General features: G+C 39.2%; 11 protein-coding genes. All 11 read left to right on the top strand.

Features of this window, described 5'->3' with window-relative positions:
• Positions 1–51 precede the first annotated feature (51 nt).
• Positions 52–951: a dipicolinic acid synthetase subunit A gene (gene dpaA, locus Q5794_RS21260; RefSeq protein WP_013058826.1), complete on the top strand. Its 900-nt coding sequence runs from the start codon at positions 52–54 to the stop codon at positions 949–951.
• Positions 951–1,556 (top strand): dipicolinate synthase subunit B, encoded by a 606-nt coding sequence (locus tag Q5794_RS21255; protein ID WP_013058825.1) that lies wholly within the window; start codon positions 951–953, stop codon positions 1,554–1,556. Before dpaA ends, Q5794_RS21255 begins: the two co-directional genes overlap by 1 nt.
• A gap of 191 nt (positions 1,557–1,747) precedes the next feature.
• The gene (gene asd, locus Q5794_RS21250) at positions 1,748–2,791 is read left to right on the top strand and encodes an aspartate-semialdehyde dehydrogenase (protein WP_013058824.1); all 1,044 of its coding nucleotides are present in this window, start codon (positions 1,748–1,750) and stop codon (positions 2,789–2,791) included.
• Positions 2,792–2,830: 39 nt separating this feature from the next.
• Positions 2,831–4,063, top strand: coding sequence for an aspartate kinase (gene dapG, locus Q5794_RS21245; protein WP_116076124.1), 1,233 nt, complete (start codon positions 2,831–2,833; stop codon positions 4,061–4,063).
• A gap of 75 nt (positions 4,064–4,138) precedes the next feature.
• A complete protein-coding gene (dapA, locus tag Q5794_RS21240) occupies positions 4,139–5,011 on the top strand; it encodes a 4-hydroxy-tetrahydrodipicolinate synthase (RefSeq protein WP_214984434.1) in 873 nt (290 codons plus the stop codon).
• A 195-nt stretch (positions 5,012–5,206) separates the two neighbouring features.
• The gene (locus Q5794_RS21235) at positions 5,207–6,874 is read left to right on the top strand and encodes a ribonuclease J (RefSeq protein WP_214984435.1); all 1,668 of its coding nucleotides are present in this window, start codon (positions 5,207–5,209) and stop codon (positions 6,872–6,874) included.
• Positions 6,875–6,979: 105 nt separating this feature from the next.
• A complete protein-coding gene (locus tag Q5794_RS21230; RefSeq protein WP_013058820.1) occupies positions 6,980–7,732 on the top strand; it encodes a ClpP family protease in 753 nt (250 codons plus the stop codon).
• On the top strand, positions 7,729–7,938 hold the full coding sequence (locus Q5794_RS21225; protein ID WP_013058819.1) for a YlzJ-like family protein: 210 nt from the start codon (positions 7,729–7,731) through the stop codon (positions 7,936–7,938). Before Q5794_RS21230 ends, Q5794_RS21225 begins: the two co-directional genes overlap by 4 nt.
• Before the next feature lie 138 nt (positions 7,939–8,076).
• Positions 8,077–10,434 (top strand): DNA translocase FtsK, encoded by a 2,358-nt coding sequence (locus Q5794_RS21220; protein WP_214984436.1) that lies wholly within the window; start codon positions 8,077–8,079, stop codon positions 10,432–10,434.
• Positions 10,435–11,074: 640 nt separating this feature from the next.
• Positions 11,075–11,800, top strand: coding sequence for a GntR family transcriptional regulator (locus Q5794_RS21215; protein WP_192996256.1), 726 nt, complete (start codon positions 11,075–11,077; stop codon positions 11,798–11,800).
• Between the two features lie 133 nt (positions 11,801–11,933).
• Positions 11,934–13,022 carry a BMP family protein gene (locus Q5794_RS21210; protein WP_374988414.1) on the top strand — a complete coding sequence of 363 codons (1,089 nt, stop codon included), beginning with the start codon at positions 11,934–11,936 and terminating at the stop codon, positions 13,020–13,022.
• The last annotated feature ends 7 nt before the right edge of the window (positions 13,023–13,029 follow it).

Raw genomic sequence — 13,029 nt, 5'->3', positions numbered from 1 at the left:
GTTTAAGCGAAAGATACATCTATTTAATGTTAAAGAAGGTGAAAATGAAACATGTTAACGGATTTGCACATAGCTGTAATTGGCGGTGATGCTAGGCAGCTTGAAGTCATTAGAAAATTAATTCAATTAGATGCAAAAACCTCTCTTATTGGTTTTGATCAGCTAGATCATGGTTTTACAGGTGCGACGAAATATCAGATAGAGGAGCTGGATTTTTCAGATGTTGACGCCATCATCCTTCCAGTGCCTGGAACAAATCACGAAGGGCAAGTAGATACTATTTTTTCAAATGAAAAAGTAGTGCTGACTGAAGAAATACTTAAAAAAACGCCTGAGCACTGCATTATTTATTCGGGTATTAGCAATGGGTATTTAAACGAATTAGTCAAAACGACAAACCGTAAACTCGTTCAGCTATTTGAGCGTGATGATGTAGCAATTTATAACTCTATTCCTACTGTTGAAGGTACCATCATGCTTGTTATTCAACATACGGATTTTACCATTCACGGTTCAAATATTTCTGTCCTAGGTTTAGGAAGAGTAGGAATGAGCGTGGCGAGGTCCTTTGCTGCACTCGGTGCCAATGTAAAAGTAGGAGCTAGAAAATCTGAACATTTAGCACGTATTGCTGAAATGGGTTTGCAACCTTTTTATCTTTCTGAACTCGATAAAGAAATTGCTGATAGTGATATATGTATTAACACCATTCCATACCCCATCTTAACGGCTAAGACATTATCTAATGTCCCGACCCATGCGCTCATTATTGATTTAGCTTCAAAGCCTGGAGGAACTGATTTCCGCTATGCAGAAAAACGAGGAATTAAAGCTATTTTAGCACCTGGTCTTCCAGGAATTGTGGCTCCAAAAACAGCAGGTCAGATTGTCGCTAATGTATTAGTGAATTTATTAAAAGACGCTGCGGATGCGAGAGAGGAGAAGAAATAATGTCATTAAAAGGTAAAAGAATAGGGTTCGGCTTGACCGGATCTCACTGTACGTATGATGCGGTTATGCCAGAAATTGAAAAGCTTGTTAATTTGGGAGCAGAAGTGTTACCGGTTGTTTCTTACACTGTACAATCCACAAATACTCGTTTTGGAGATGGAGAAGACTGGGTGAAGAAAATTGAGGAATTAACAGGTCACGCCGTCATCAATACAATTGTAAAAGCAGAGCCTTTAGGACCAAAAATTCCGCTTGATTGTATGGTGGTTGCCCCAATCACTGGGAATACGATGAGTAAGTTTGCAAATGCAATGACTGAATCTCCGGTACTCATGGCAGCTAAAGCAACGCTTCGTAATAATAAGCCCGTGGTACTGGGAATTTCGACTAATGACGCACTAGGGCTAAATGGTGTAAACTTAATGAGGCTAATGGCGACTAAAAATATTTATTTTATTCCATTTGGTCAAGATGACCCGGTGCTTAAGCCGAATTCAATGGTAGCGCGTATGACGATGTTATCAGACACGGTGTACGCAGCGCTTGAAGATAAACAGATTCAGCCTGTTATTGTCGAAAGGTTCCGCGACGGTCAAGAGTCATAGGACATATATGCCTCTTGCTGTTGCATGAATCTATTCAATACTGCGGCTGTAAGAGAACTCTCAATCTCAAAGAAGAGAAGATTTTAAAAATCTTCTCTTCTTTGACGCAATGAAGCATAATAATATGTTAAAATAGTCAGTATATGCAGATAAATGTTGAGTAGTTGAAAATTGTTGGAGGCGGTATTAAAATGACAAGAGAATTACATGTAGCAGTAGTAGGAGCAACAGGTGCAGTAGGACAACAAATGATTAAAACCCTACAGGAGCGTAATTTTCCAGTTGGTAAATTAACGTTATTATCTTCAGCTCGTTCAGCTGGTAAAAAAGTGTTGTTTAACGGAGAAGAAGTTGTTGTGCAAGAAGCAACTCCTGATAGCTTTGAAGGCGTAGACATTGCTTTATTCAGTGCAGGCGGGAGCATTTCAAAAGCACTTGCACCAGAGGCAGTAAAACGCGGAGCAATCGTTGTAGACAACACAAGCGCTTATCGAATGGATGAAAATGTCCCGTTAGTTGTGCCGGAAGTGAATGAAGACGCATTACACGCACATAACGGAATCATTGCTAATCCAAACTGCTCTACAATTCAAATGGTTGCAGCATTACAGCCATTGCGCGAAACATACGGCTTATCTAAAGTGCTAGTATCGACGTATCAAGCCGTTTCTGGAGCAGGAGCTGCTGCAATTAATGAATTAAAAGAACAAGCTAAAGCTATTTTAGAAGAAAAAGAGTTTACACCGGAAATTTTACCAGTTGGTGGAGATAAAAAACATTATCAAATTGCTTTTAATGCCATTCCGCAAATTGATAAATTTCAAGATAACGGTTTTACATTTGAAGAAATGAAAATGATTAATGAAACGAAGAAAATTATGAGCATGCCTGAATTGCCAGTAGCTGCTACTTGTGTTCGTCTACCGGTTGTAACAGGTCATTCAGAGTCAGTGTACATTGAAATTGAAAAAGACGGTGTAACGGTAGCTGATGTGAAAAATTTATTGGCTGATGCACCTGGTATCGTATTGCAAGATGATCCAGAAAATCAAGTATATCCAATGCCAGCAGATTGTGTAGGTAAACGAGATGTGTTTGTCGGCCGTATTCGTAAAGATTTAGATCGCGATAACGGTTTCCATATGTGGATCGTTTCTGATAACTTGTTAAAAGGTGCAGCTTGGAATTCTGTACAAATTGCAGAATCACTTATTAAGCTTAGCTTAGTAAAATAAGCGCAACCAGAGTGTCTCGGAACATGATGAGGTGTAAGTATGAAAATAATCGTCCAAAAATTTGGAGGAACTTCCGTTCGTAACGAAGAAGGAAGAGCGAGAGCAATCTATCATTTAAATAATGCATTAAGTGAGGGTTACAAAGTAGTCGTTGTTGTATCGGCAATGGGACGAAAAGGTGAGCCGTATGCAACGGATACATTGCTTTCACTTGTTGATGGAAATAAAGCGTCTCTTAATAAACGTGAGCTTGATATGCTTATGGCATGTGGAGAATTAATTTCATCGGTGGTGTTTACGAATTTATTAAACGAAAATGGTATTAAAGCTACAGCGTTAAACGGTGCACAGGCCGGGTTTGTGACGAATGATGATTTTACCAATGCCAAGATACTAGAAATGAAATGCGACCGTTTGTTAAAAGAATTAGAAGAATATGATGTCGTTGTTGTAACAGGCTTTCAAGGGGCAACTACTGAAGGTGATACAACAACGCTTGGACGCGGAGGCAGCGATACATCTGCTTCAGCTTTAGGTGCAGCTCTTATGGCTGATTACATTGACATTTTCACAGATGTAGAAGGTGTGATGACAGCGGACCCGCGTATTGTAGAAGATGCAAGACCGCTATCCGTTGTCACATATAACGAAATATGCAACATGGCTTATCAAGGTGCAAAAGTAGTTCACCCACGTGCCGTAGAGATTGCCATGCAGGCAAAAGTGCCGATGCGCGTCCGTTCCACGTATGCTGATTCAGCAGGTACGCTTGTTACATCTCAAGGTGAAGCACAGCAGCGTGGAAGCGATGTGCAAGAACGCCTTGTAACAGGCATCGCGCACGTATCCAACGTCACTCAAATTAAAGTTTTTAGTAAAGAAGGCCATTATGATACGCAAGCAGAAGTATTCAAAGCAATGGCACAAGAAAAAATCAGCGTAGATTTTATCAATATTTCACCGAAGGGTGTTGTATATACGGTAACAGATGAAGCAACTGACAAAGCGATTGATGTGCTTCATGCACTGGGGTATGAGCCGGCTGTTATTCGCAATTGTGCCAAAGTGTCAACGGTTGGAGCAGGAATTGCAGGGGTGCCTGGTGTTACATCTAAAATTGTTACAGCTCTTTCTGGCGAAGGTATTCAGATTTTACAATCTGCTGATAGCCATACGACGATTTGGGTGCTTGTAAAAGAAGAGGATTTAAAGAAAGCTGTTAATGCTCTTCATGGTGCCTTTGACTTGTCAAAAGCACCGCAAAAGAGATAAACTACATGTTCCGTTAGCTATAAGCTAACGGTTCATTACATGAATAGGGATAACGCAATTTCAAGGAGTGAAAACATGATTGATTTTGGGAAAGTCGCAACAGCGATGGTAACGCCTTTTGATCATAAAGGAAATATTGATTTTGAAAAAACAACGCAGCTTATTAACTATTTAATCAGCAACGGTTCGGATGCGTTGGTTATTGCAGGAACAACGGGTGAATCTCCTACGCTTTCAACAGAAGAAAAGCTGGCGCTGTTCCGCCACTCAGTAAAGGTAGTAGATGGCCGTGTACCTGTTGTGGCTGGTACAGGAAGCAACAATACGTATGCATCAATTGAATTAACGAAAAAGGCAGAAGAAATCGGCGTAGATGCGATTATGATTGTAGCACCTTATTACAACAAGCCGAATCAGGAAGGCTTATATCAGCACTTTAAAACAATTGCTGAAAGTACAGAGCTGCCTGTCATGTTATACAATATTCCAGGGCGATCCGTGATCAATATGTCTGTTGATACAATTGTACGCCTAGCTGAACTGCCAAATGTTGTAGCGTTAAAAGATGCAAGCGGAGATCTTGACGCAATGACAGCTATTATCGCACAAACAAGCGATGATTTTGCTTTATACAGCGGTGATGATGGTTTAACACTACCGGTATTAGCAATTGGAGGAACTGGTATTATTTCTGTTGCCTCTCACATTATTGGGAATGAAATGCAAGAGATGGTTAAGCTGTATGAGTCAGGAAATCCGAAGGAAGCAGCAAAAATTCATCAGCGTATTGTACCCGTTATGAAATCTCTTTTTGCAGCTCCAAGTCCAACGCCTGTTAAAACGGCTTTACAGCTAAAAGGATTAGACATAGGATCGGTACGATTACCTTTAGTTCCGTTAACGGAAGAAGAACGCCAAACGTTAGTCAGCACATTAAATACGCTATAAGCTATAAGTATGTTTTTTAAACGTCCCTTCATTGACTGTATATACGAGTCGATGAAGGGACGTTTTTTTCTTATAAGATATATAGAAGAGCAGATGACGGAAATAGACGAATGAAATTTCTTGTATTCCAATTCTTACTTCAGTTATAATGTAAGCAAATGAAATTGTACGGGTGAAAGTAAGTAGGAGGAGCTTATGGTACTAGAAAAGACAGAAAATATTAAAATTTCAGCCTTGGGTGGAGTCGGAGAACTTGGAAAAAACATGTATGTGGTGGAAATCAATGAAAACATATACGTGTTAGATGCAGGATCAAAGTTTCCGGGAGGAGAAATGTTAGGAATTGATATTGTCATTCCGGACATTACATATTTAGTAGAAAATCAGCAGAACGTAAAAGGCATATTTGTTACTCATGGACACGAAGAGCAAATTGGCGCTATTCCCTTTATACTTCAAAAATTGGATGTGCCTGTATATGGTACAGAATTAACGCTAGCACTCATCAAAGAAAAGTTAAAAGAGTATGGAATTAAAAAATATGAAGCTTTACATCCTATCACTTCGTCAACGGTTTTATCGTTTGAAGGAGTGGATATTTCATTTTTCAGAACGCAGCACAGCATACAAGATTCAGTCGGCATTTGTTTACAAACAAGTCAAGGTGCGATTGTATATACAGGTGATTTTAAATTTGATCAAAATTCAGTCAGCATTCAAAACGCTGATATTGGAAAAATGGCTGCCATTGGGGAAAAAGGCGTCCTGTGTTTGCTTTCAGACAGTACAAATGCGGATAAGCCAGGCTATACAGTTTCCGAAGCGGTTATCGGACAAAATATTACCGACGCTTTTTATAAAAGCAAAGGTCGAATCATTGTGGCTGCATACAGTTCCAATCTGCACCGCATTCAGCAAATCATTCATGCCGCATATCAGCACGGCCGTAACCTGATCGTTATGGAAAAAAGTATGCTGAAAATCATTGATATTGCAGCAAAACTTGGACATTTGCAGTTGCCTGAGGATTTAATTGTTCCTGTGCAAAAGCTAAAAGATCTTCCAGAACATGAAACGGTTATTTTAACAACAGGTCATCACGGAGAGCCGATTTTAGGTCTTACTCGAATGGCTAAACAGTCCCATAAATTTATTCAAATCAAACAAGATGATACGATCCTGCTGGCTGCTACACCTGTGGCGGGGCACGAAACGACCTTTTCAAAAACAATTGACGTCATCTTTCGTTTAGGAGCAAGCGTAGTGTTTGCTCAGAAGAAAGTGCAGGCTTCCGGACACGGCAGTCAAGAAGAATTAAAATTTATGATTAACTTAACAAAGCCGAAATATGTCATGCCTGTGAATGGAGAGTATCGAAAACAAAAAGCTTATGCAAAGCTGGCCGGTCAATTAGGAATATCAGAAGATCATATTTGTTTGCTTGAAAAAGGTGAGCGAGTTGAGTTTAAAGATGCTCGCATGTACCCTAGCGGTTCTATTCAAGCAGGAAATACGCTCATTGATGGACTAGGCGTCGGTGATATTGGAAATATCGTTCTGAGAGACCGCAGGCTGCTTTCACAGGACGGAATCTTAACGGTAGTAGTTACGATTAACAAACGCCAAAAAACGGTAGTAGCGGGGCCAGAAATCATCTCGCGCGGATTCGTCTATGTAAGAGAATCAGAAAAGCTTTTAGAAGAAGCAACGAAGATTGTTCAGCAAATTTTAGAAAAGTGTATGGAAGACAAAGTGATCGAGTGGTCTTCATTAAAATTAAAAATGAGAGAAAGTTTAAATCAATTTTTATATGAAAAAACCCGTCGTAAACCGATGATTTTACCGATTATCATGGAAATCTAATGTGAAGCCTTCCCGCTGGGAAGGCTTTTTATTTGCAGCTGATGCGGATGTAATAACTATGAGAAGTTCATACTACTACTATCAATAAGTGAAAGGAGCTAGAATATGTTTGAAAATAACGAAAGATTACATTCTGATGAAGCGCCTCAGCAGCCTAATAAAAATGAAGAAAGCAAGGGCGGAATATTAGATAAAATTCAACAATTAGGACAGACCAACGTGGCTCAGCTTCCTCAGGATTCTAATATTCACTGTTTAACGATTGTAGGACAAATCGAAGGGCACATGCAGCTGCCTCCTCAAAACAAAACGACAAAATATGAGCATGTCATCCCGCAAATTGTGGCGATCGAACAAAATCCAAAAATTGAAGGATTGCTTATTATCTTGAATACTGTAGGTGGAGATGTAGAAGCGGGTCTTGCAATTGCTGAAATGATTGCTTCGTTATCCAAGCCTTCTGTGTCTATTGTGTTAGGAGGCGGACATTCAATCGGTGTTCCAATTGCGGTTTCAACTGATTATTCGTATATTGCCGGTACAGCGACCATGACCATTCATCCTATTCGCCTAACGGGTCTTGTTATTGGTGTACCGCAAACATTTGAATACTTAGATAAAATGCAAGAGCGCGTGATTAACTTTGTGAGAGAACACTCTCATATTTCAGAAGAAAAGTTTAAAGAACTTATGTTTTCAAAAGGGAACTTAACGCGTGATATCGGAACAAATGTAGTTGGCGGAGATGCTGTTTCATACGGGTTAATTAACGAAGTAGGCGGAGTTGCTCAAGCGATCAAAAAGTTGAATGAACTGATTGAGCAAGGACGTCAGAACGAGGAGCAGCTGCTGCAATGATTTTGTATACAATGATGCCGCAAGAACTGATCTTTCAGCAGTCTTATCATCAAGAACAATCTCAGCCAAAGCTTATTAACCATAATGGAATCCCGGTTATTGTTGAAGAAAATGAACAAAAGCAACAGCAAATTGTGAGGATTTTAAGCACGAATCCTCAAGATTATTTGAATGAAAATTATTATCCTGGTCAAATTTTGTCGTAAGGATTTCAGTATAATTATGGTGAATATGGTATAATGAATATGACGAAGAAGGCAGCCGCTGTATTGGCTGCTTTTTTATTCAACTGATAAAAGAAACAAAATCAACATAGAGTGTTGGACGTTGATTGGAGTGGAAAAATGGCAAAGAAAAAACGAAGAGGTCAAATAAAAAAGGATGAATGGAAACGCATATTGCGCTTTGAGCTTATTGGCTTATTTTTATTAGCATTAACGTTAATTGCCATGGCAGGACTTGGTGCTGTAGGACAGGCCCTTATACTAGTGGTCCGCTTATTTATTGGCGAATGGTATATGCTGTGTTTAATCGGAATGGCTATTCTATCTGTTTATATTATTTGGAAAAGAGAAATGCCTCCTTTAGTGACGCGGCAGCTTATCGGTACATATCTCATTATTTTATCTATTTTACTTTTTAGTCACGTGACGTTATTTGAAAATTTATCGAAAAATGGAACGTTTACAGATCCGTCTGTCATTATGAACACGTGGGATTTGTATATGCTCGAAGCAACGGGCCAATCGAATCACAGTGATTTGGGTGGAGGGATGATAGGGGCTATTATGTTTGCCATGTTCTACTATCTATTTGATAGCTTAGGAACAGAACTTATCGCTGCCTTGCTTATTGTGATTGGGGTACTGCTTATTACCGGACGTTCGCTTCACGAAACGGTATTAAAACTTTTGTCACCTCTAGTGAATTTTTTAACAACGGAGTTAAAAGAAGGCTGGCAAGATATTCAGACGTGGAAATATAAAAAGAAAAAAGCTCCTAAAACAACAAAAAAGAGACGCCAAGAAAAAGCTGTGCAAGAACCTGAAGAAAGCATGGAAATAGAAGTAGAAGCACCTTCTCCTCCAATTATTGAACACTTTGACTACGGAGAGGAAGAGTCTAGTCAATCTCCTGCTGCTCCTATAGCTCCGGTGCCGCCGGTGATGGAATCGAAGCCTGTAGCTGCTGCACCGCAACAGCCAAGGCCGCAAAAGGAACAGGAAGAAGAAAAAGCTCCTATGATTACATTTACTGAAACGGAAAATAAAGAGTATGAGCTTCCTCCTATCAAGCTATTAACGATGCCAAAGAAAAGCAACCAAGCAAAAGAGCATAAAAACATTTATAAAAATGCCGAAAAACTTGAAAAAACGTTTCAAAGTTTCGGCGTAAAAGCAAAAGTGGCAAAGGTTCACCTTGGACCAGCTGTTACAAAATATGAAGTATATCCTGATGTAGGAGTAAAAGTAAGTAAGATTGTCAATTTAAGTGATGATCTAGCACTTGCATTAGCTGCCAAAGATATTCGGATTGAAGCTCCAATTCCCGGGAAATCAGCGGTAGGAATTGAAGTGCCGAACGAAGAAGTAGCGATGGTTTCACTGAGAGAAGTACTTGAAGCAACTGAAAATAACCGACCGGATAAAAAGCTATTAGTTGGTTTAGGAAGAGATATTTCAGGCGAAGCTGTGCTAGCAGAGCTTAATAAAATGCCTCATATGCTTGTAGCAGGGGCAACAGGAAGCGGAAAAAGTGTGTGTATCAACGGTATTATTATTAGTATTTTAATGAGAACAAAGCCTCATGAAGTAAAATTAATGATGATTGATCCTAAAATGGTTGAGCTCAATATGTACAATGGTATTCCGCATTTATTGGCTCCCGTTGTAACGGATCCGAAAAAAGCTTCTCAAGCCTTAAAGAAAGTTGTAAGTGAAATGGAGCGACGTTATGAGTTGTTTTCACACAGCGGAACGAGAAACATTGAAGGATATAACGATTTAGTAAAACGTATGAATGATGATGGAGACGCCGATGCAAAACAGCCGACTCTTCCTTATATTGTGGTGATTGTCGATGAGTTGGCTGACTTGATGATGGTTGCTTCATCTGACGTCGAAGATTCGATCACACGTCTTGCTCAAATGGCTCGTGCTGCCGGCATTCATTTGATTATTGCTACACAGCGACCATCAGTAGATGTTATTACTGGGGTTATTAAAGCAAACATTCCTTCCCGAATCGCTTTTAGTGTATCTTCACAAACTGACTCTCGTACGATCTTAGATATGGGAGGAGCTGAGAAGCTTCTAGGAAGAGGAGATATGCTGTTCATGCCTGTTGGAGCTTCAAAACCTGTGCGTGTGCAAGGTGCCTTTTTATCAGATGAAGAAGTAGAAGAAATTGTTGATTTTGTAATTGCACAGCAAAAAGCGCAGTATCAAGAAGAAATGATTCCAACCGATGCTCCTGAACAAGTTGATGATTTTGCAGATGAGCTATATGACGAAGCGGTACAGCTTGTAGCAGAAATGCAAACAGCTTCTGTTTCTATGCTGCAGCGACGCTTTCGAATTGGCTATAACCGGGCTGCACGCTTGATCGATGCAATGGAAGAGCGTGGAGTGGTGGGACCTTATGAAGGAAGTAAGCCGCGTTCCGTGCTGATTTCTCAGCAAAATGAGGATGTTGGATCTTAATAATGTTACTAGAAAAGATGAGGCTGGGACAAAAGTATTTTAGCCCAAGTGAAAAACGAACCATTGATCAACATGTTTGATTAGTGGTTCGTTTTTTTTGTTATGGTGAACATAGGTTTCATCTGTTTAGTTCCTTCTAGCAGTTGATTGAAGGGCAAGGCGAAGACTCCTGCGGGGAAAGCGCAAGCGACGAGGAGGTCATCGTCCGCCCGCGGAAACCGGAGTATTGCACGGAAATCAAATGCGGTGTCACAAGCTGTTCAGCTCATGTATCCCATTTGTTCGTCTTTAGATTGAATTCATTTCATTATGTCTCAACCTCATTTTTTATGGAATAAGAGACGGTAAGAATAGTATCATACAAAAATATGTCATGCTAAATAAATGAAATAAAAACGAATATTAAAAAAAATTAATGACTAAAATGTTTGGTTTTTATCTAATATTAGAAGAAAAGTAGGTTGTTAGGTATGCTGACATTAAAAAAATAACAAAAATTCATTTTTTTTTAAAAATAATAAAAATTTTAATAAAAAATTAATATAACCTATTTATTTATCTGTCGAAAAATGATATATTATTTTCGATTAAGTAGTCGAACATCAGAGGTCTGATGACTTTTTAATATGGAGGAAGAATGATGTCTATACGTGCGGATAATCGGCACTTGTATTTACAAGTGATTGATAAAATTAAACAAAATATAGAAAAAGGAATTTTTAAAGAAAAGGAAAGACTCCCTTCAGAGTTTGATTTATCAAAGCAGCTAGGGGTTAGCCGCGCAACGCTACGTGAGGCACTTCGCATATTAGAAGAAGAGAATATTATTGTTCGTAGACACGGCGTGGGAACATTTGTCAACACGAAGCCCACTTTTTTGTCAGGGATTGAGCAATTAAATAGTATAACACATATGATTGAACAAGCCGGTATGAAGGCTGGAACAATCTTCTTATCTTCTCAAATACAAGAGTTGTCTGAAAATGATTTAACACGTTTTGCATGCGGGGAAGACGAACAGATTTTATTTGTTGAACGGGTGAGAACGGCAAACGGAGAGCCGGTTGTATATTGCATGGACAAGGTTCCTCAAAGAATATTGCCTGAAAATTTTGAATATAAACAAGAGTCTTTGCTAGAAATTCTTGAAAAACAAGCAGGAAAGCACATTTCATACGCCGTGGCAAACATTGAGCCTCTAGGCTATCATGAAAAAGTTTCTCCTATTTTACAATGCGAACCAGAAACCGCTTTGCTTGTACTGAAACAAATGCATTATGACCAGTATGATGAACCCATTTTATATTCCATCAATTATTTTAAAGCAGATCAATTTAGTTTCCAAGTACTGCGTAAACGCGTCTAGTTTTTTTGTGTTTAAATGTCAGAAAATTTACAACTGTTTAACATTGTCCTTTTAAGGAGGTGTCAAATGTAGGTCACAAGGACGAAATAGAAAATTGGCTTTATACTTTTAAAACTATTCAGGGGGTTAAAACATGTTAAAACGTAAAATGGGACTTGCATTATCACTAGTATTAGCGGCAGGAACACTTTTAAGCGCGTGCGGCTCAGACGATGCAGGTAAGAGCGGCGGAGATAAAAAAGCAGCGGATTTTAAAGTGGGAATGGTAACAGATACGGGCGGGGTAGATGATAAATCGTTTAACCAATCTGCTTGGGAAGGTCTGACAAAGTTTGGGAAAGATAACGGACTTGATGAAGGGACTGGATATAAGTATTTGCAGTCTACAAAAGCATCTGAATACGAGAGCAATCTTTCTAAATTTGCTGAGAGTGGCTACAACTTGACGTATGGAATTGGCTTTTTGTTAAAAGAAGATATTAAAAAAGCAGCAAAGCAGTATCCTGATGCTAACTTTGCATTAGTAGACGATACGCTAAAGTCAGAGAACTTAGATAACGTGGCAAGCATTCTATTTAAAGAAGAGCAAGGCTCTTTCTTAGTAGGTGTAGTGGCAGCTAAACAAACAAAAACGAATAAAATCGGCTTTATCGGAGGCGTTGAATCTCCATTAATCAAGAAGTTTGAAAACGGATTTAAAGCAGGTGTTAAATCTGTAAACCCAGATGCTGAAGTTATCTCTCAATACGCAGAAAGTTTTAACTCTCCAGAAAAAGGTTCGGCTATTGCTTCTACGATTTACAGCAAAGGCGCTGATATTATTTATCAAGCGGCTGGCGGTACTGGAAACGGCGTATTTACAGAAGCTAAAAACCGTTCAAAAGGCGGGAAAGACAAAAAGGTTTGGGTAATTGGAGTTGACCGCGATCAGCATGAAGAAGGTATGCCTGAAAACGTAACGTTAACTTCGATGGTTAAACGCGTTGACTTGGCTGTAGAAGATGTTGCTAAAAAAGCAATGGACGACAAATTCCCAGGTGGTAAAGAAGTTGTGTTTGGCTTAAAAGAAGACGGAGTAGGAATTGCTCCATCACAAGATAATGTAAGCAAAGATGCGTTAAAAGCAGTTGATGAGAATAAGCAAAAAATTCTAGACGGTGACATTACAGTGCCTCAAACGGATAAAGAATTTAAAGAGTTTGAAAAAACACTTAAAAAATAAGCTGATA

The sequence above is a fragment of the Priestia megaterium genome, from assembly GCF_041941685.1.
GTDB classification, from domain to species: Bacteria; Bacillota; Bacilli; order Bacillales; family Bacillaceae_H; genus Priestia; species Priestia megaterium_C.
The sequence above is the reverse complement of the archived record's forward strand: the minus strand, read 5'-3'. Positions and strand labels throughout refer to the sequence as shown.